This is a genomic window from Streptomyces sp. NPDC016469 (assembly GCF_040632905.1).
Lineage (GTDB): Bacteria > Actinomycetota > Actinomycetes > Streptomycetales > Streptomycetaceae > Streptomyces.
In genome coordinates, this window is record NZ_JBEYCQ010000005.1 from 138160 (window position 1) to 157875 (window position 19716).

Annotated in this window: 17 protein-coding genes; 11 read left to right on the forward strand and 6 right to left on the reverse strand. The window is 73.3% G+C overall.

What is annotated here, in order from left to right:
- Positions 1 to 27: 27 nt before the first annotated feature.
- The 4 genes from ABZ565_RS07365 to ABZ565_RS07380 all read left to right on the forward strand — a co-directional run bounded on the left by ABZ565_RS07365 (position 28) and on the right by ABZ565_RS07380 (position 5520).
- Complete coding sequence (locus tag ABZ565_RS07365; protein WP_361021462.1) at positions 28 to 1266, forward strand: histidine kinase; 1239 nt, start codon at positions 28 to 30, stop codon at positions 1264 to 1266.
- A complete protein-coding gene (locus tag ABZ565_RS07370; protein ID WP_361021465.1) occupies positions 1263 to 1937 on the forward strand; it encodes a response regulator transcription factor in 675 nt (224 codons plus the stop codon). The genes ABZ565_RS07365 and ABZ565_RS07370 overlap by 4 nt, the downstream gene beginning before the upstream one ends.
- 239 nt (positions 1938 to 2176) lie before the next feature.
- Entirely contained in the window at positions 2177 to 3022 is an 846-nt protein-coding gene (locus ABZ565_RS07375) for an ABC transporter ATP-binding protein (protein ID WP_361021468.1), read from the forward strand.
- Positions 3019 to 5520 carry an FtsX-like permease family protein gene (locus ABZ565_RS07380; protein WP_361021471.1) on the forward strand — a complete coding sequence of 834 codons (2502 nt, stop codon included), beginning with the start codon at positions 3019 to 3021 and terminating at the stop codon, positions 5518 to 5520. The genes ABZ565_RS07375 and ABZ565_RS07380 overlap by 4 nt, the downstream gene beginning before the upstream one ends.
- A 132-nt stretch (positions 5521 to 5652) precedes the next feature.
- Here ABZ565_RS07380 and ABZ565_RS07385 read toward each other — a convergent pair whose 3' ends face one another.
- The 3 genes from ABZ565_RS07385 to ABZ565_RS07395 all read right to left on the reverse strand — a co-directional run bounded on the left by ABZ565_RS07385 (position 5653) and on the right by ABZ565_RS07395 (position 9700).
- Positions 5653 to 7419, reverse strand: a complete 1767-nt coding sequence (locus tag ABZ565_RS07385) for a discoidin domain-containing protein (protein WP_361021474.1) — start codon at positions 7417 to 7419, stop codon at positions 5653 to 5655.
- 137 nt (positions 7420 to 7556) lie between these two features.
- Positions 7557 to 8657: a DUF1996 domain-containing protein gene (locus ABZ565_RS07390; protein WP_361021477.1), complete on the reverse strand. Its 1101-nt coding sequence runs from the start codon at positions 8655 to 8657 to the stop codon at positions 7557 to 7559.
- Positions 8658 to 8809: 152 nt separating this feature from the next.
- Entirely contained in the window at positions 8810 to 9700 is an 891-nt protein-coding gene (locus tag ABZ565_RS07395; protein WP_361021480.1) for a LysR family transcriptional regulator, read from the reverse strand.
- 91 nt (positions 9701 to 9791) lie between these two features.
- Between ABZ565_RS07395 and ABZ565_RS07400 the strand changes: the two genes are divergently transcribed.
- A complete protein-coding gene (locus tag ABZ565_RS07400) occupies positions 9792 to 10715 on the forward strand; it encodes an EamA family transporter (RefSeq protein ID WP_361021483.1) in 924 nt (307 codons plus the stop codon).
- Complete coding sequence (locus tag ABZ565_RS07405) at positions 10712 to 11347, forward strand: NAD(P)H-binding protein (protein ID WP_361021486.1); 636 nt, start codon at positions 10712 to 10714, stop codon at positions 11345 to 11347. The genes ABZ565_RS07400 and ABZ565_RS07405 overlap by 4 nt, the downstream gene beginning before the upstream one ends.
- On the opposite strand, the gene ABZ565_RS07410 is transcribed toward ABZ565_RS07405, so the two are convergent.
- From ABZ565_RS07410 to ABZ565_RS07420, 3 genes are all read right to left on the reverse strand, one after another.
- Complete coding sequence (locus ABZ565_RS07410) at positions 11341 to 11865, reverse strand: NUDIX domain-containing protein (RefSeq protein WP_361021489.1); 525 nt, start codon at positions 11863 to 11865, stop codon at positions 11341 to 11343. The genes ABZ565_RS07405 and ABZ565_RS07410 overlap by 7 nt on opposite strands.
- Complete coding sequence (locus ABZ565_RS07415; protein WP_361021492.1) at positions 11862 to 13511, reverse strand: penicillin-binding transpeptidase domain-containing protein; 1650 nt, start codon at positions 13509 to 13511, stop codon at positions 11862 to 11864. The genes ABZ565_RS07410 and ABZ565_RS07415 overlap by 4 nt, the downstream gene beginning before the upstream one ends.
- A gap of 146 nt (positions 13512 to 13657) precedes the next feature.
- Entirely contained in the window at positions 13658 to 15436 is a 1779-nt protein-coding gene (locus tag ABZ565_RS07420) for a phospholipid carrier-dependent glycosyltransferase (RefSeq protein WP_361021495.1), read from the reverse strand.
- A gap of 52 nt (positions 15437 to 15488) precedes the next feature.
- Here ABZ565_RS07420 and rsmI point away from each other — a divergent pair, with 52 nt between their 5' ends.
- The 5 genes from rsmI (at position 15489) to ABZ565_RS07445 (ending at position 19713) form a co-directional block, all read left to right on the forward strand.
- Positions 15489 to 16385, forward strand: a complete 897-nt coding sequence (rsmI, locus tag ABZ565_RS07425) for a 16S rRNA (cytidine(1402)-2'-O)-methyltransferase (protein ID WP_361021498.1) — start codon at positions 15489 to 15491, stop codon at positions 16383 to 16385.
- 160 nt (positions 16386 to 16545) lie between these two features.
- Entirely contained in the window at positions 16546 to 16935 is a 390-nt protein-coding gene (locus tag ABZ565_RS07430; RefSeq protein WP_361021501.1) for a hypothetical protein, read from the forward strand.
- A gap of 53 nt (positions 16936 to 16988) precedes the next feature.
- Positions 16989 to 17885, forward strand: coding sequence for a TatD family hydrolase (locus ABZ565_RS07435; protein WP_361021504.1), 897 nt, complete (start codon positions 16989 to 16991; stop codon positions 17883 to 17885).
- A gap of 35 nt (positions 17886 to 17920) precedes the next feature.
- On the forward strand, positions 17921 to 18823 hold the full coding sequence (gene rsmA / locus ABZ565_RS07440; RefSeq protein ID WP_361021506.1) for a 16S rRNA (adenine(1518)-N(6)/adenine(1519)-N(6))-dimethyltransferase RsmA: 903 nt from the start codon (positions 17921 to 17923) through the stop codon (positions 18821 to 18823).
- A complete protein-coding gene (locus ABZ565_RS07445; protein ID WP_361021509.1) occupies positions 18820 to 19713 on the forward strand; it encodes a 4-(cytidine 5'-diphospho)-2-C-methyl-D-erythritol kinase in 894 nt (297 codons plus the stop codon). Before rsmA ends, ABZ565_RS07445 begins: the two co-directional genes overlap by 4 nt.
- The last annotated feature ends 3 nt before the right edge of the window (positions 19714 to 19716 follow it).

Genomic DNA, 19716 nt, shown 5'->3' on the forward strand with positions numbered 1-19716 from the left:
GAGGGCGGGGCGCCTACGCTGGTGACCATGACCTCAGTGGAGGAGGAGCGCCCGCGCGCGCTGCTCGCGGGTGCTTCGCGGCGGTGGGTGCGGGCGCTGCCGTGGGCCGTGGCGTTCGTGCTGTGCGTCGCTCTGCTGCCCACCACCATCCAGGTCCTCACCGCCGACTACGGTCTGAACGGGGGCGTCGCCGCCGCGCTGGCCGTCGCCCAGGCCGCACCGCTGCTGCTCGCCGTCGTACGGCCGCTGCTCGCCTGGTACGTGATCTTCGCGGGGGACGTGGCGGGGGCGCTCGCCCTGCTCGCCGTCGACTTCGAGGACCGCCTGCTGTGGCCGTTCCCGCCCATGCAGATCGTCGGGTACGTCGGGCTCTGCCTCGCCCTGGGCCTGCGCGAGCGGCGCCGGACGCTGATACGGGTGTGGCTGGTCACGGCAGGGGCGAACGTGGCCCTGGGGTTCGCCGCACCCCACGGCTTCGGCGCCCGGGACCTGCTGTTCACCATCCTCGGGGGCGTCGCGCTCCTGCTGGGCGGCGCGTTCCGTGAGCGGTCCGAGGTCCAGCGCAGACTGGCCGAGCAGGAGACGATCAGCGAGGCGGAGCGCGGCCGGCGCACGCTGCTGGAGGAGCGCGCCCGGATCGCCCGCGAACTGCACGACGTGGTGGCCCATCACATGTCCGTCATCACGGTCCAGGCGGACACCGCGGAGTACCGCCACGACGGGCTGCCCCCGGAGATGCGGGAGGAGTTCACCACCATCGCGGCCACCGCGCGTCAGTCGCTCGGCGAGATGCGACGGCTCCTCGGCGTACTGCGCAACGAGGAGGCGCAGGGCGAACTCGTGCCCCAGCCGGGCCTGGCGCAGATCGGGGCCCTGGCGGAGGCGACGGCGAGGGCGAGCGGGCCGGTGGAGTTCACCCCCTGCGACGCCGACGTGCCCGAGGCGGTGGGCCTGTCCGCCTACCGGATCGTCCAGGAGGCCCTGGCGAACGTCGTGCGGCACGCGCCGGGCGCGCACACGCGGGTCTCGCTGTCCGTGTCCGAGCCCGATCCGCCGGCCGGCCCCCGGCTCACCGTCCTGGTCGTCAACGGCCCGCCCCCGGAGCCTCCCACCGGGCCGCTCGAAACGAGCGGCACCGGGCACGGGCTCGTCGGCATGCGCGAACGGGTACGGATCATCGGCGGCACCCTCGACGCGGGGCCGCTCCCCGACGGCGGCTTCCGCGTCGCCGCCCTGCTCCCTCTGACCGGAACGGACCCCACGTGACGACACGGGTCATCATCGTCGACGACCAGGCCATGGTGCGGGCGGGCTTCGCCGCACTGCTGGCCGCCCAGAGCGACATCGACGTGGTGGGCGAGGCCCCCGACGGCGCGCAGGGCGTCGAGCTGAGCAGGCGCACCCGCCCCGACGTCGTGCTGATGGATGTCCGGATGCCCGGGATGAACGGCCTGGAGGCCGCACGCGAACTCCTGCACCCGCCGTCGGGCGTGACCCACCGGCCGCGCGTCCTGATGCTCACCACCTTCGACGTCGACGACTACGTCTACGAGGCGCTGCGGGCGGGCGCGAGCGGCTTCCTCCTCAAGGACGCGCCGCCGGCCGACCTGATCGCGGCGGTCCGCGTCGTGGCCTCGGGCGACGCGCTTCTCGCCCCCTCCGTGACCCGCCGCCTCATCGCGGACTTCGTCAAGCAGCGCCCCGCCGCCCGGGGCAAGCCCGCGCAGCGGCTGGGCGGCCTCACGGAGCGCGAGACCGAAGTCCTCTCCCTGGTGGCCCGCGGCCTGTCGAACGCGGAGATCGCGCAGACCCTGGTGCTGGCCGAGCAGACGGTGAAGACCCACGTCAGCCGCGTCCTCACCAAACTCGACCTGCGCGACCGCGCCCAGGCCGTGGTCTTCGCCTACGAGTCGGGGCTGGTGACCACGGGCGAGTAGGACGGGTCCGCCGCGCGTACGGGTGTGCCCCGCGTACGGGTGTGCCCCGCGTACGGGTGTGCCCCGCGTACGGGTGTGCCCCGCGTACGGGTTCACGCGCGCACGGGCCCCCACCCGCTCTCCGCCACCCCCTACCGCCGTAGCACAGCCACGTTGGCTCTCGGGTATGACGCCCCGCGCACAGCCTTCCCCGCACTCTTCACCCGTAGGAGAAACGCACGTGTGAGGGAGACCGGAAGATGAGGCTACGCAGGAGCAAGCGGGCGACGGCGGGGGCCCGGCCCGAGGCGGGCCACGGGCCCGGGGCCCCGGCCGCCACGCCCGGTCTCGCGGTCGAACTGCGCGACGTCCGGCGGCACTACGGACGCGGGGCGGGCACGGTGCACGCCCTCGCGGGCATCGACCTGGCCCTGCCGAGCGGCACGTTCACCGCGGTCATGGGCCCGTCCGGGTCCGGCAAGTCCACGTTCCTCCAGTGCGCCGCCGGGCTCGACCGGCCGTCGGCGGGCTCGGTGCGCGTCGGCGGTACGGAGATCACCGGCATGGACGAGAACGAGCTCACCGAGCTCCGCCGCAGCCGCCTCGGCTTCGTCTTCCAGGCGTTCAACCTGCTGCCGTCGCTGACCGTGGAGCAGAACGTCCTGCTGCCGATGCGCCTGGCCGGGCAGCGCCAGGACCGGCACCGGGCGCAGGAGGTGCTCGCGCAGGTCGGGCTCGCGGACAAGGCGCGGCGCCGGCCGTCCGAGCTCTCCGGCGGTCAGCAGCAGCGCGTGGCCGTCGCCCGCGCCCTGATCACCGGCCCCGACGTGATCTTCGCGGACGAGCCCACCGGCGCCCTCGACACCGGCACCGCCGCCGAGGTCCTCGGCCTGCTGCGCAACGCGGTGGATGCCCTCGGTGCCACCGTCGTCATGGTCACCCACGACCCGGCCGCGGCAGCCTGGGCCGACCGGGTGCTGTTCCTCGCCGACGGCGCCTTCGCCGACCACGTCGAGCGCGGCACGGCGGAGCGGATCGCGGCCAGGATGGCCGCGCTCACCGCACGTACCGCCCGAGCCGGGGCGATGTCAGGGGCGGCGGCATGAGGCGCCCCAACGGACTGGCACGCGAGGCCATCCGGTTCAAGCCCGCGTCCTTCGCGGGCACCTTCCTCGCGCTGCTGATGTCCGCGCTGATCGTCTCGGCCTGCGGAATCCTGCTGGAGACCAGCCTCCGTGCCTCGGTGCCGCCGGAGCGGTACGCCGGCGCGCCGGTCGTCGTGGCGGCCGACCAGAACGAGTACGTCGTCACCGGCAGCGGCGAGGACCTGGAGAAGGAGGCGACGCCGCTGCCGGACACCGCGCGGATGGACGCCGGGCTGGCGGCGAAGGCCGCCGAGGCGCCGGGCGCGGCCGCAGCCGTCGCGGACTTCACCTTCCCGGTGCACGCGCGGGGCGCTGCGCTCACCGCGCACGGATGGGGCTCCCACAGCTTCACCGGCACCTCGCTGACCGCGGGCTCCGCGCCCCGCGAGGGCGAGGTCGTGCTCGACACCGGGGCGGCCCGCGCCGCACGGGCCTCCGTGGGGGACACCGTCGCGCTGGAAACCGCCGCCGGGCAGCGGGACTTCCGCCTCGCCGGCGTCGCCGAGGCCGGTCCCCGGGAGACCGCGCGGGACTCCGGCGAAGCGGGCGCCACGGCCTGGTTCGCCGACGCCCAGGCCCCCGTCCTCGCCGGGCACCCCGGCAGGGCCGACGCCGTCGTCGTGCTGGCGGAGAAGGGCACCGGCGCCGGCACCCTCGGCGACGCCGTGAAGCGGGCCCTGGCCGGCTCCGGCGTCCAGGTCCACACCGGCGACGACCGCGGCGCCGTCGAGGACCCGGGCCTCGCGTCCGCCAAGCTGACGCTCTTCGGGATCGGGGGGTCCTTCGGAGGCATCGCCGCCATCGTCGCCGTCTTCACCGCCGCCGGCACCGTGGCGCTCTCGGTCGGTCAGCGGGCCCGCTCCTTCGCCCTGCTGCGTGCCATCGGCGCCACCCCCCGGCAGGTCCGCCGCGCGGTCGCCTCCGAAGCGCTGCTCGTCGCACCGCTCGCCGGCATCGCCGGCTGCCTGCCCGGCATCGGGCTCGCGCACTGGTGGTTCGGGCAGCTCCAGGACCGTGGTGCCGTCCCGCACGCCGTGGACCTGCACGTCTCCGGGCTCCCGCTGCTCGCCGCCGTCGTCCTGGGGCTGCTCACCGCGCTCGGCGCGGGCTGGATCGCCGGGCGCCGGCCGGCGCGGATCGCGCCGGGACAGGCGCTGTCGGAGGCGTCGGTGGAGCGGCTGCGGCCCGGGCTGGTCCGCACCTTCCTCGGCGTCGCCGCCCTCGTCGGGGGTTCGATCCTCACGGGTGTGTCCGCCCGTTCGGCGGGGGACGACGCGGCCGGTGCCGCCCTCGGCGTCGTCATGCTCTTCATGCTCGCCGTCGGACTGCTCGGCCCGCTGGTGGCGCGGCTGTGCGCGGGACTGTTCGGCCTGCCGCTGCGCGGCGCGGGCCCGGCGGCCGGACTCGCGGCGGCCAACTCCCGCGCCAACGCCCGCCGCCTCGCCTCCGCGATCACCCCGATCGTGCTCGCCGTGGCGTTCTCCTCGACCCTCGTGTTCATGCACACGAGCGAGAACCACGCCGCCGACAAGCAGTTGCGCGCCGGTATCACCGCGGACCACGTGGTGACGGACCCGGCCGGGCTCCCGGTGGACGCGGTGGCCCGCGCGGCCCGCACGCCGGGCGTGGAGACGTCCGTCGGACTGCTGAACACCCAGGTGCTGGTGCCGACCGGCTCGGGCGAGTTCAAGTCGCTGCAGGGTGCGGCCACCCAGGGCGTCACCGGCTCCGGTGCCGCCCTCGCGAAGGTCCAGGATCTGGACGTACGCGCGGGCAGCCTCGACCGGCTCGGCGCGGGCCGCATCGCCATCGACCGGACGCTGGCGGACTCGGCGGACGCCGGCGTCGGCGACCGGCTCCCGCTCTACCTCCCGGACGGGACCGAGGCCGCTCCCGAGATCGTCGCGGTCTACGGCCGTGGCCTCGGCCTGGCCACGGTGACCATGGACCGGGCGTCCCTGGCCGGGCACGTCACCTCGGGTTTCGACAGCACGGTGCTGGTACGGGGCGGCTCGGCGAAGGCGCTCGCCGGCCTGGGCGAGGTCACCGACGCCTCCGGCTACGCCACCGAGCGGAACGCGGAGGCGGAGCTGGGCGCCTGGATGAACTCCACCATGGCCGCGGTGCTCGGCGGTTTCGCGGCCGTCGCCGCGGTCAACACCCTGGTGATGACGGTCCGGGACCGCCGTCCCGAGCTCGGCGCGCTGCGCCTGATCGGCGCCACCCGCCGGCAGGTGATGACGATGCTGCGCTGGGAGGCCCTGCTCGTCTCTGCGGCGGGCCTGGTCCTCGGCTCCGCGATCGCCGCGGCCACGCTGATCCCGATGATGAACGGCGTGACCGGCGACGCGCCGTACGTGCCCCCGTTGATGTACGGGGCCCTCGCGGCGGCGGTCGGCGGCCTGGCCCTGCTCGCGGTCACGCTGCCGGCCAGGACCGGGCCGCGCGGCCGGGCTTAGGCGCCGCTGGGCGTAGGCGCCGCCGGCCCCCGGGGGCAGTCCCGGGGGCCGGCGGCGGCGTGACCGTTCCCTCAAACGGCACGCCGAGGTGGTGGTGCCGCCCCTTCGGCGGTCGGGGCGGACCCGCGGACGTCAGCTGTAGACGCCGAACTCGTACAGCGAGTAGCCCCAGCCCGTGCCGCGCGCGGTGCCGTTGACGCGGACGTAGCGGCCGGTGGCGGTGACGTCGAGGTCGTCGATGTCACCGTTGCCGTCGGTCACGGTCTTGATCGTCGTCCAGTTCCGGCCGTCCTCGGACGTCTGGATCTCGTAGCCCTTCGCGTACGCCGGGTCCCACGCGAGCTGCACGTGCTTGATGGCCGTGGAGGTGCCGAGGTCGACCTGGAGCCACTGCGGGTCGCTCCAGTCGCTCGCCCAGCGGGTGTCGGACCTGCCGTCCACCGCGTTGTCCGCGCCGCACGGGCAGCCGCCGGTCGGGTCCGTCTGGAAGGAGGAGGCCGTGGCGGGCTTGCCCTGCGAGACGTTGGTGCCGTCCACCTCGGGCGGGACCACCTTGAGGGACTTGGTCTCGATGCCCACGTTGCCGTGGCCGTCCCGGGCCTTCACGTACACCTTGTAGACGCCCGTCCTGCCGGGTGTCTTCGCGGTCAGGGTGCCGTCGCCGTTGTCCTTGGTCTCGGCGGGGACCAGGGCCTTGTTCTGGTCGATGTAGTTGCTGCTGAACAGGACCTGGTACGTGATCGCGTCGCCGTCCGGGTCCGTGGTGTGCGTGCTGACGCGCACGTCGGAGCCGGTGGGGACGCCCTCGGTGGCGTTCTCCACGGTCATGTCGGAGATCACCGGCGGGGTGTTGTCACCGGAGGTGCCGGCGCCGTACGCCTTCTTCACCGCGTAGTACGAGAGCCGCTTCTCGCCGCCCGGCAGCAGGTTGAACCACACACCGCCGAAGTCGTCCTCGGTGCCGTAGTGGAACATCGTGGCGCCCAGGGCCACTCCCGTGTGCCCCGTGACGCAGCCCCACGCCTCGGTGTAACCCTCCGCCTTCGCGGCGTCGGTGGGCTCCTCCGGTACGCCGTTGGCGTCGTCGTCCACCTCCCACTCACCGGCCGGACCGGTCTCCGTGACGATGTACGGCTTGTCGTAACCGCCCTGCTCCCAGTCCGACCTGACGTTGCAGACCGCGTCGTAGGAGTTGACCGCGTACAGGTCCAGGTCCGGGGCGTTCTTCTTGTAGTACGGCCAGGCGCCGGTCCACGCGTCGGTGGAGGTGACCGGGTGGTTGGGGTCGACCTCGTGGATCCTCTTTGCGATGTCGTTGACGAAGGAGGTGTACGCGTTGCGCTGGGCCTCCAGCTCGTCGCCGCCGTAGCAGTTCTGCAGGCCGAGCGTGGACTCGTTGCCCACGTTCCACATCAGCACGCCGGGGTTGTCCTTGTAGGTGTCGACCCACTTGGGGAACTCGGCGAGCATGTCGTTCTTGTACTGCGTGTCCGTGAGGTAGTCGACGCAGCCGCCGCTGCCGGGGCCGCCGCCGGGCTGGAGCCAGAAGCCGGCGATCACCTTGACGCCGTTGGCCGCCGCCGTGTCGAACAGCGGCTTGCTGGTGGCGTCCGTGCCCCAGGTGCGGATCGTGTTGACGCCCATGGACGCCAGGTCGGGCAGGTACTTCCCGGCGTCCGCGACCGAGGGGCCCCAGGTGAGGCCCTTGACCGTATACGGCGAACCGTCCACGGTCAGCTGCCAGTCGCCCTGCGTACCGGTGACCTTGACGACGTTGCCGGCCGCCTGTGCCGCAGGCGCCTGGAGGGCGAGCAGCCCGCCGCCGAGGAGGGTGGCCGCGGCGACCGGGGCCAGCAGGCGCCGGGTGGTGCGGGTCGTGCGGGTGGGGGGATGGTGCATGCGTCTCTCTCCTTGCGTGTGGGGGGAGTTGGGGGGTGTCGTGCGCGCGTGGTCCGGGGCCTCCGCGATCATGGAGAGCGCTCTCCGATGAGGGCCGAAAAAAGGCCCCGGACCTGTGGGGGTGCGCGCACCGCCGGTTACGGCAGCCGGTAGTTCCCGTCGAGCACCGCGCCCTTGTCGGGGTGGTTCTCGTCGTAGCCGTGCGGGTCGCACTGGAGGCCGCCCTTGATGCAGTGGGTGACCATCGCGTCCAGCGTGGCGGTGTCCCAGGCGTTCATGAAGTCGTAGTGGAACGAGTAGCCCGCCCCGCTCGCCAGCCTCACCTGCGACATGTCACCGTTGACCGGCCACGCCATCTTGAACTCGATCATCGGCAGCGCGACCGGGTGGTCCGCCGGGCAGGAGTTGTAGTTGGCGCCGCCCGCGACCGGGTATGCCATGTGGCTCTTGTGGTCCGGCGTGTCCAGGTGGATGCCGTCCCAGCAACTCGGCGCCTGGAGACGCAGGTTGAGCTGCACGTCCCGGCGGTCGGGGCAGGACGCGGGGAAGTCGTAGTTCTTGAACGAGTCACCGCACTCCCAGCCCTCCACGGTGCCCTTGAGGTTCTTGAACTCCTCCTTGCTCTGCATCGGGCTGCCGACGACGAACCGCAGGCCCTTGGGGAAGGTGCGGACGCTGCGGTAGTCGGTGACGCCCGCCTTGTAGTAGATGGTCTGGACGCCGTCGGGGAGGATCTTCTGGTCCCCCTTGAACAGGCTCGGCATCCAGTACGCCGACTTGTCACCGGGCGCCAGACACGTGGTGTTACCGGTCTCCAGCGAGGCGGCCGTGGTGGTGGCGTTGGTCGTGGTGTTGCCCATGAACGTGTGGTCGTGGGACTTGCCGGGCTGGCCCGGGTAGACGATCGGGTCGTCCGGCGCGGTGTGCGTGGGGGCGCACTTGGCCTGGAACTCGTGGAAGTACGCCGAGGGCGGGACGTCCATCGAGGGGGTGACCCCGGTGACCGGCGGGTCGGCCATGATGTAGCCGTCCCCGTCCGGGTCGTCGCCCGACGCCCGGGTGGACGCCGGCATGCCGGGCATCCCCGGCATCGAGTAGGCCGCGTGCTCGGTGTGCGCGGCTGCGCCCGTCTCCGGGGCCGCGTTCGCCGTCGCGGCGATCCCGGCGATTCCGGCCGTGGTGAGGCTCAGCGAGGTGAACAAGAGCAGTCCGGTGAGGGTTCTGGACCTCCGTGGCATGGAGAGACCTCCTGCGCGTCGTGGGGGAGTGCGGGGTGGAGGAGAGCGCCCGGCCGGGGAGGACGGAAGCGGTGCGGTCATTCTTGGAGAGCGCTCTCCCGTTGGAGTGTTCCGTCCCTGACAAGAGCGTGTCAATACTTCGTGTCGGCACTTCATGAGTCGGTCCCGTCCGGTACGGGGATGCCGAGCGCCCCCAGGAACGCCGTCGTGGCCGGGGTGCGGCCGGAACGGCTCCAGATCGCGTGCTGGACGCGGACCGGCGCGTCGGACACCTCGACCGCGACGATGCCGGGGAGCCGGTCGGCGTACGCCGGGGGCAGCATCGCCACCGCCAGGCCGGGGGTGACGAGGCTCGCGATGTAGTCCGCGGTGGTGACTTCGAAGGCGACGTCCCGGACGAGTCCGGCGGCGGAGAACGCCTGGTCGGTCTGGGCTCGTCCGGCCGTGCCCGCCGGAAAGTCCACGAACACCTCCGAGGCGAGTCTCCGCAGGTCCACGGAGGGCGCCCCGGCCAGCGGATGGCCGGGTGCGACCACGGCGACGAGCCGGTCCCGGGCCAGTTCGTGGCGGCCGACGCCCCGGGGCACTGCGGTCGCGGGCAGTCCGAGGAAGGCCACGTCGAGGGTGCCCTCGCGGACCTGTTCGGCCAGCTCGTCGCTGGCGCCCACGCGCAGGCTGACGCGCACGTGGGGGTGGCGCCGGCGGAAGTCGCCCAGGGCGGCCGGGATGTCGACGGCGGTGACCGTCGGGATCAGGCCCACCGCGAGCCGGCCGCGCACCTCGCCGACCGCCGCCGCGACCTCGGCGGCGGCGCGGTCGGCGGCCTCCAGGCACTGGCGGGCGGCCGGCAGGAACGCCTCGCCGGCCGGGGTCAGCCGCACCCGGCGGGTGGTCCGTTCGAAGAGCCGCCCGCCCAGCTCCCGTTCCAGGCGGGCGATCTGATGACTCAGGGCCGACTGCACGACGAGGCACCGCTCGGCGGCCCGGGTGAAGCTGCTGGTCTCGGCCACGGCGATCACGTAACGCATCTGCTGGAGCTCCATGGGCGCATCGTCCATCCATCGCGATTCGAGATCAATCCCGTGACAGACATGTGTTGGACTCATCAATGGGCCCGGGCCGAGACTTCGAGACATGACAAGCCGACCCACGCGGGGGGCTGCCGGGGCGCTGCCCCGCACCGCCCTGACCGCGCTCGCCCCGGCGGTGTGGGGCACGACCTACATCGTCACCACGGAGTTCCTGCCGGCCGGGCACCCGCTGTTCGCCGGCCTCCTGCGCGCCCTGCCCGCCGGGCTGATCGCCCTCGCCGTCACCCGCACGCTGCCGCGCGGCGCCTGGTGGGGGAAGGCGGCGGTGCTCGGGGTGCTCAACATCGGGCTCTTCCTGCCGCTGCTGTTCATCGCGGCGGAACGGCTGCCGGGCGGTGCGGCCGCCACCCTCGGTGCCGCGCAGCCGCTCGTCGTCGCCGTCCTCGCGGTCGCCGTCCTGCGCCAGCCCCTGTCCGCCCGGCCCCTGTTGTGGGGCGCTACGGGGGTGCTGGGCGTCGGCCTCGTGGTCATCGGGCCCGGGGCGGAACTGGACGCCGCCGGGGTGGCCGCGGGCCTCGCCGGGGCCGCGACGATGGGGCTCGGGGTGACGCTCACCAAACGGTGGGGGCGGCCGGAGGGCGTCGGCCCGCTCGCCTTCACGGGCTGGCAGCTCACCGCCGGGGGCCTCTTCCTGGCGCCGGTGACCTTCCTGGCCGAGGGCGCGCCGCCCGCGATCGACGGCCGCGCCGCGCTCGGCTACCTCTGGCTGGGCCTGATCGGCGGGCTGCTGACGTACGCCCTGTGGTTCCGGGGCATCGGCGCGCTGCCGGTGACCTCGGTCGCCGTCCTCGGCCTGCTCTCGCCGCTCGTCGCGGCCGGCCTGGGCGCGCTCGTCCTCGGCCAGACGCTCGGCCCGGTCCAGCTGGCGGGCTTCGCGCTCGCCCTCGCCTCGATCGTCGGGGGCCAGCTCCCGGGGCGCGCTCCTGTCGTCCTCCCCACTCCCGTACCGGAAAGGACTCCTCGATGAGGATCGCCGTTCTCGGAGCCGCAGGCATGGCCGGCTCCCGCGTCGTCACCGAAGCCGCGCACCGGGGCCACGCGCTCCTCGCGGTGTACCGCTCGACCCGCCCGGACACCCTGCCGCCCGGGGTCACCCCGGTGGCGGGCGACGCGGACGACACCGACGCGATGTGCGCCCTGTTCGAGGGCGTCGACGCGGTGGTGGCCGCCACCCGTCCGCCGGTGGGGCGCGAGCACACGATCGCGGCGACGACGACCGCCCTGCTGGACGCTGCGGCGAAGACCGGGACGCGCGTCCTGGTGATCGGCGGCGCGGGCCCGCTGGAGGTGCCCGGGCACCCCGGGCGTCTGGTGGTCGACGATCCCGCGTACGTACCGCCGCAGTGGCGCACGGTGGCCGCCGCCAGCTCCGCCCAGCTCGCCGCCTGCCGGGCGCACCCGGCTGCCGACTGGACCTACCTCAGCCCGCCGGCCGTCCTCGAACCGGGCCCCCGCACCGGCACGTACCGCCGGGGCACGACCACCCTGCTCACCACGGAGGACGGCGCGTCCCGCATCGCGGCGGAGGACTTGGCGGCGGCGGTCCTGGACGAGCTGGAACGGCCGCGCGGGGAGCGGCACTTCACGGTGGGCTACTGAGGCCCGGCGGACCGCAGGGCGGCGGCGATCCTGTCGTGGATCAGGAAGTCGGCGGGGTCGCGGTTCTCCTTGAGCCGGTCCAGGTCCCCGGGGCCGAACCAGCCGTAGTCGCTGATCTTGGCCCACTCCAGGGCGGGGTGGTCCAGGTCGCCGTCCACCTCCACGAGGTAGTCCGCCTCGTGGCGCAGCCCGCCGTCGTCGCCGGTCCACGTGGTGACGCCGAGCAGGGTCCGTAGCCGGCGCAGGCGCCATCCCGTCTCCTCGCCCACTTCCCGGGCGAGGGCGGTCAACAGGGTCTCGCCGGGCTCCACATGGCCGCCCACGATGTCCCAGCAGCCGGGGAACAGCCGCTGGCGGGGGCCGCGCTTCTGGGCGAAGGCGCGGCCCAGGCCGTCGAGGATCACCGCGCCGACGGCCCACGTCTCGCCCTCGGCGGGGACGGGTACGCCGACGCCGGGGTCGACCGGCACGGGCCGGTCCGCCGCCGCCCCGGGCCCCTGGTCCGCCGGACCCGTCACGGCCCCGCCCGCAGGACCTCCGCGACGACCGGGCCCGCCGCGTCGCCGCCGTGGCCGCCGGACTGGACCAGGGCGGCGGCCGCCAGGTCGTTGCTGAAGCCGGTGAACCAGCTGTCGGACGTGGCGTGGCCGTCGACCTCCGCCGAGCCCGTCTTGGCGCCCTTGTCACCGCGCACGTTCGCCATGGCCTCGGTCGCGGTGCCCTCGGGGGCGGTCGCGGTGTAGCGGAGCATCTCCGTCAGCTGCGACGAGACCCCGGGCGGCAGCGGGCTCGCGACGGCGAAGGTCCGGTTGTCCAGGTCCTTGGGGACGATGTATGGCTGCAGGAATTGGCCCTTCACCGCGGTGGCGGTCACCGAGGCCATGTTGAGGGGGTTCATCTCGATCTTGCCCTGGCCGATGAACGAGGCGGCCGTCTCGGCGTCCTGGGACGCGGGGACGCTGCCGTCGACCGTGACGATGCCCGACTGCCAGTTCTGGCCGATACCGAAGTACTGCTTGGCCTCGTTGCCCAGCGCGGTGTCGCGCTTGTCGCCCAGGGGCAGCACCGGCTTGATGAACGCGGTGTTGCAGGACCGGGCGAACGCCGTCTTCAGCGTGGCGCTCGGCATCGAGAAGTTGTTCAGGTTGTGGAAGGTGACCCCCAGCCAGGGCACGGACGACGGGCACTTGACCGGGCCGTTGGCGCTGCCCAGGCCGTTCTGGATGATCATCGCGGCGGTGATGATCTTCATCGTGGAGCCGGGGGCGACCTTGCCCTTCCGGGCCGCGTCGAAGCCGTCGCCCCGGTTGTTCGCGATGGCCCGGATCGCCCCCGTCGACGGTTCGACCGCGGCGACCGACGCCTCCGCGAACTTCTTCACGCCCCGCTCGGCCGCCGCTTGGATCTTCGCGTCGATCGTTGTCTGCAGCTTGCCGGACTTGCCCTTGACCAGGGTCAGCAGCGTCTTGTCCGCGCCGTCGGCGTTCGCGCTGTTGATCCAGGTCTCGATGCCCGTCGTGCCGCCGGCCTTCTCGCCGTACTTATTGCGCAGCTCGTCCAGGATGCCGCCGAGCGACGGGTACTCCTCCTTGGTGAGCACCTGCCCGTTGCGGTCGAGTGCCTCGATCGACGCGGTGGAGGACTCGCCCGTCTCCAGGGACTCGCCCTTGGCGAGGTCCGGGTGGATGACGGAGGGCTTCCAGTCCACCAGTGGACGGCCCGTGGTCAGTCCGCGTACGACGGTGAGCTTCGAGGCGTACGACCAGGACTTCGTCGTGCCCTTGTACGAGACGGTCGCCTTCACGGTGTACGGGACCGTCGAGCCCGCCGCCTCGCCCGGGGTGATCACGGCCTTGGTGACGTGCGCCGTGTCGCTGTAACCGGTCAACGCGGTCTCCGCGTCGGCCTTGTTGTTGGTGAGCGCCGCCGCGACCGCCGCGTCGCCCTCCGCCCACGCGGCGAGGAACTTCTTCGACGTGTCGGCGATCTCCTCCCCGGTGACCGGGCCGGACCTCACCTCGGAGGAGTCGGCGGCCGTGCTCGTACCGCCGCCGACACCGCTGTCCCCGAGGCCGTCCAGGATGTTGTACGCCCCGTACCCCACCCCGCCCAGCACGAGCGCGAACACCCCGCCGACTATGCCTACCTTCGCTCCACTGCGCATTCCCTGCCGTCCCCATCCCCCGGAGCCTGCTTCTTGAACACGTTCAAGAAGGCTGTACGGGGCACCTTACGGGACCGTGGTGACGGGAGTACCGGTTGTTATCGGAATGCGACGCGGACATGACGTGAATGGCGGGAAGGGCGCCCTCAGATCCAGGTGTCCAGCCACATCCGGTCCCGCCACGAGTCCTCCGGGATCGGTGTCCCCGTGAACAGCGGCCAGAAGTAGATGAAGTTCCAGATGATCAGCAGCACCAGCACACCGGCCGCCACCGCCCCCAGCGTCCGCCGCCGCTCCCCGGAGGGATCGTGCTTCGCGAGCCCGAGCTCGTACCGGGGCCCCGTCTCCGCCGCCGGCCCCAGCATCGCGCCGATCATCATCGACACCGCCAGGCACAGGAACGGCACGAAGACGACCGCGTAGAACAGGAAGATCGTGCGCTCCTGGTACAGGAACCACGGCACCCACCCCGCGGCCACCCCGCAGGCGATCGCGCCCGCCCGCCAGTCGCGGCGGAACGCCCACCGCCACAGCACGTACACCAGGGCGAAGCAGGCCGCCCACCACAGCAGCGGCGTCCCGAGCGCCAGCACCTCGCGGGAGCACTTCCCGGTCACCGACTCCGCGCAGCCGTTCTGCTCCTCGTAGAAGTACGAGACGGGCCGGCCCAGCACGATCCAGCTCCACGGGTTGGACTGGTACGTGTGCCCGGACGTCAGGTGGACGTGGAAGTCGTACACCTGGTGCTCGTAGTGCCACAGGCTGCGCAGCCAGTCCGGCAGCCAGGTCCAGCTGCCGCCCCTGCCGTCGGTCGTCGCCCAGTCCCGGAAGTAGCCGTGCCGGTCCGGCGAGTTCCGCACGATCCAGCCCGTCCAGGACGCGAGGTACGTGACGAGCGCGACCGGGACCACCGAGACGAACGCCGGGAGCACGTCCCGCAGCAGCACCGCCGTGTACGGGCGCACGGCCCCGGCGGTGCGGCGCGCGCCCACGTCCCACAACACGGTCATCAGGCCGAACGCGACCATGATGTACAGGCCGTTCCACTTCGTCGCGGCGGCCAGGCCCAGCGAGACACCGGCGGCGATCCGCCACGGCCGCCACCCCAGGCGCAGGTGCTCCGCGATCCCCGCGTCGGGACGCAGCACGCCTTCCTCGTCCACCGGCAGCGCGGCCGCGAGCCGGGCCCTCGCCCAGTCGCGGTCGATCAGCAGGCAGCCGAACGCGGCCAGCACGAAGAACATCAGCACCAGGTCGAGCAGCGCGGTGCGGCTCATCACGAAGTGCAGCCCGTCCACCGCGAGCAGCCCGCCCGCCAGGCAGCCGAGGAACGTCGAGCGGAACAGCCGGCGGCCGATCCGGCACAGCATCAGCACCGACAGCGTGCCGAGCACGGCGACCATGAACCGCCACCCGAAGGGCGTGAACCCGAACATCTGCTCGCCGAGACCGATGATCCACTTGCCCACGGGCGGGTGCACCACATACCCGGGGTCGGTCGGCACCGGCACCTGCGAGGGGTCGTTCAGGATCAGCTTGTCGACGTCCTTGGGCCACGCGCCCTCGTACCCCTGGTTGATCAGCGCCCAGGAGTCCTTCGCGTAGTACGTCTCGTCGAATATCACCGCGTGCGGGCTGCCCAGCTTCCAGAAGCGCAGCACCCCCGCGACCGCCGCCACCAGCAGCGGACCGCCCCACGCCGACCAGCGGACCAGCCGGTCCGCGAGCAGCGGGGGCACGCCGAGCACCGCCCACAGCTGCTTCCCGGGCCGTGTGTACGGCGGGATCAGCCGCTCCCGCAACCCGATTCCCGGGCGCGGGGAGTGGCCGAAGCGGCGCAGCCGCCGCTGCCAGGAGGTCGGCTCCGGGCCGTGCTGTTCCCCGGCGTCTTGGCCCTGCCGGGCTTCGGGCGCAGTACTCGTCACCGCGCCATCGTAGGGAACACGTCTGTGGGAGCGGTGCTCCCCGTGCGGGAGGATGGGGCTTGTGACTGGAACGACTGGAACGCTCGTGCTCGCAGGGACCCCCATCGGCGACCTGGCGGACGCCCCGCCCCGCCTCGCCGCCGAACTGGAGGCGGCCGACGTCATCGCGGCCGAGGACACCCGCAGGCTGCGCCGGCTGACCCAGGGGCTCGGCGTCCACACCACCGGACGGGTCGTCTCGTACTTCGAGGGCAACGAGTCCGCCCGTACGCCCGAACTCGTGGAGGCACTGGCCGGCGGGGCCCGGGTGCTGCTGGTCACGGACGCCGGTATGCCGTCCGTCTCGGACCCCGGCTACCGGCTGGTCGCCGCCGCCGTGGAGCAGGACATCAAGGTCACCGCCGTGCCCGGCCCGTCCGCCGTGCTCACCGCGCTCGCCCTGTCCGCGCTGCCGGTGGACCGGTTCTGCTTCGAGGGGTTCCTGCCGCGCAAGGGCGGCGAACGCCTCACCAAGCTCCGTGAGGTCGCCCGCGAGCCCCGCACGATGGTCTTCTTCGAGGCCCCGCACCGCCTGGACGACACCCTCGCCGCGATGGCCGAGGTCTTCGGCGCCGAGCGGCGGGGCGCGGTGTGCCGCGAGCTGACCAAGACGTACGAGGAGGTCAAGCGCGGTCCGCTGGGCGATCTCGCCGCCTGGTCGGCCGCCGAGCAGGTACGCGGGGAGATCACCGTGGTCGTGGAGGGCGCGAGCTCCACGGGTGAGGAACCGGACGCCGAGGAGCTGGTGCGCAGGGTGCGGGTGCGCGAGGAGGCGGGGGAGCGGCGCAAGGAGGCGATCGCCGCCGTCGCCGCCGAGGCGGGCGTGCCCAAGCGAGAGGTGTTCGACGCCGTGGTGTCGGCAAAGAACGCTGCTCGGACCGGCCACGCGGACGGCAAAGGACTATCGTGAAAAGCAAAGCGAGAGCCGCGTACCGGCACCTTTGACCACGAGAAGGCCAAAACCGCTCCAACACTCGACAGGGCCCGGTGCGCTCCCGCCGGAGAAGGCGTCCACTGGAAGGCAGGGCGCATTCCCCGGAGTGCTTGTCCGACGGACAAGAGGAGCAGGCATGAGCGACACCACAGCAGCCACCGCACACGAGGCATACGCCTTCGCCTGCATGAGGTGCGGACACGGCTGGGAGCAGGCGTACGAGATAGAACACCACGTCGACGCGTCCGGCCACGCCTACGTGGTCTACAAGGCGGACGGGGAACGGGTGCCCTCGCCCCTGTCCACCCCCACCTGCGCCAACTGCGGCGGGCACGTCGTGCGGATCATGCGGGCCGGCCGGGTCTCGACCGTCCAGCAGCTCATGTACAACCAGAACCGTTCCCAGCCCGCGGCCGGGCCGCTGATCCCGGAGGAGCCGGCCGAGGAGCCCATGGCCGCCACCGCCGTCCCGGCCTCCGGCCACCACTGGCACCTCTCCGACCTCCTGCACCCGTTCCGCAAGTGACGTCGTAGCGACCCCGACGGGCGGACCGCCCCGATCCTCGTACGATCGTGGCCATGAGCCGCAGCGAAGCCCCGCCCCTGCCGGAACCCCTCCGGGTGCCGGTCGCCGATTCGCACACCCACCTGGACATGCAGGACGGCACCGTCGAGGAGGGCCTGGCCAGGGCCGCCGCGGTGAACGTGACGACCGTGGTCCAGGTCGGCTGCGACGTGAAGGGGTCCCGCTGGGCCGCCGAGACCGCCGCCGCGCACGCGAACGTCCACGCGGCGGTGGCCCTCCACCCCAACGAGGCGCCGCGCATCGTGCACGGGGATCAAGGGGGCACCTCCCAGCCCCCTGGGGCTGGGGGAGGCTGGTCGCGGCAGGGCGCGCGCGAGGCCGGCGGCACCGCCGCGCTGCACGAAGCCCTCGCCGAGATCGACGCGCTGGCCGCGCTGCCGCACGTACGCGGGGTGGGCGAGACCGGGCTCGACTATTTCCGGACCGGCCCCGAGGGCATGGCAGCCCAGGAGGAGTCGTTCCGGGCCCACATCGAGATCGCCAAGCGCCACGGCAAGGCCCTCGTCATCCACGACCGCGAGGCCCACGCGGACGTCCTGCGCGTCCTCGCGGACGCGGGGGCGCCCGAGCGGACCGTCTTCCACTGCTACTCCGGCGACGCGGACATGGCCCGGGTCTGCGCGGAGGCCGGGTACTTCATGTCGTTCGCCGGGAACATGACCTTCAAGAACGCCCAGCCGCTGCGCGACGCGCTGGCGGTCGCCCCGCTGGAACTGGTCCTGGTCGAGACGGACGCCCCGTTCCTGACCCCCGCCCCGTACCGGGGACGGCCCAACGCGCCGTACCTGATCCCGGTGACGCTGCGGGCGATGGCGGCGGTGAAGGGGCTGGACGAGGACGTGCTCGCGGAGGCGATCGCGGACAACACGGCCAGGGCGTTCGACTACTGAGTGGGGGCCCGCCCAGGGCCCCGTACGCTTTACGGGTGAGCACCACTGAGCCCGACGCCCTCCTGGGCCCCGCAGACATCCGCGAACTCGCCGACACCCTCGGCGTACGCCCCACCAAGCAGCGGGGGCAGAACTTCGTCATCGACGCCAACACGGTCCGCCGGATCGTGCGGACGGCGGAGGTCCGGCCGGACGACGTGGTGGTCGAGATCGGCCCGGGCCTCGGCTCGCTGACCCTCGCGCTGCTGGAGGCCGCCGACCGCGTGGTCGCCGTCGAGATCGACGACGTACTCGCGGCGGCCCTGCCCGCCACCGTCGCCGCCCGGATGCCCGCCCGCGCCGACCGCTTCGCGCTGGTGCACTCGGACGCCATGCTGGTACGCGAGCTGCCGGGCCCACCGCCCACGGCGCTGGTCGCCAACCTCCCGTACAACGTCGCCGTGCCGGTGCTGCTCACCGTGCTCGACCGCTTCCCCAGCATCGAGCGGACGCTCGTCATGGTGCAGGCGGAGGTCGCGGACCGGCTGGCCGCCCGGCCGGGCAACAAGGTGTACGGGGTGCCGTCGGTGAAGGCGAACTGGTACACGGACGTCAAGCGCGCCGGGTCCATCGGCCGCAAGGTCTTCTGGCCCGCGCCGAACGTGGACTCCGGGCTCGTCTCGCTGGTGCGCCGCCGCGAGCCGGTGGCGACGACCGCGAGCAAGGAAGAGGTTTTCGCGGTGGTGGACGCGGCGTTCGCCCAGCGCCGCAAGACGCTGCGCGCGGCGCTGGCCGGGTGGGCCGGTTCCGCGCCGGCCGCCGAGGCCGCGCTGGTCGCGGCGGGCATCTCGCCGCAGGCGCGCGGGGAGTCCCTGACGATCGAGGAGTTCGCGGCGGTCGCCGAGAACAAGCCGCGGACGGACCGGACCGCCACGCACGAGACCGGGAGCGCGCAGTGAGTGTCACCGTACGGGTCCCCGCCAAGGTCAACGTCCAGCTCGCGGTCGGCGCCGCGCGCCCCGACGGCTTCCACGACCTGGCCAACGTCTTCCTCGCCGTCGGCCTGTACGACGAGGTCACCGCCACCCCCGCCGACAGCCTGCGGATCACCTGCTCCGGGCCGGACGCGGCGCAGGTCCCGCTGGACGCGTCGAACCTGGCCGCGCGGGCGGCGTCCGCACTGGCCGCGCTCCACGGCATCGCGCCGGACGTGCACCTCCACATCGACAAGGACATCCCGGTCGCCGGCGGCATGGCGGGCGGCAGCGCGGACGGGGCCGGCGCCCTGCTGGCCTGCGACGCGCTGTGGGGGACCGGCACCCCGCGCGAGGACCTGCTCGCCCTCTGCGCCGAGCTGGGCAGCGACGTGCCGTTCAGCCTGGTCGGCGGCGCAGCGCTCGGCACCGGCCGGGGCGAGCGGCTGACCCCGGTCGAGGTGGGCGGCACCTTCCACTGGGTGTTCGCGGTGGCCGACGGCGGGCTCTCCACCCCGGCGGTGTACCGCGAGTTCGACCGCCTCACGGCGGGCACCCGCGTCCCGGAACCGGTGGCGTCGGACGCCCTCCTCGACGCGCTGCGATCGGGCGACCCGAAGGCCCTGGCCGGCACCCTGAGCAACGACCTCCAGGCCCCCGCGCTGGCCCTGCGCCCTTCCCTCTCCGCCACCCTGGCGGCGGGCACGGAGGCGGGCGCGCTGGCGGCCCTGGTCTCGGGCTCGGGCCCGACGACCGCGTTCCTCGTGGAGGACGAGGCGACGGCCCACGAGGTGGCCGCCGCCCTCACGGCCTCGGGCACCTGCCGCACGGCGCGCACGGCGGCCTCCCCGGCGCGGGGGGCGACGGTCCTGTAGGGC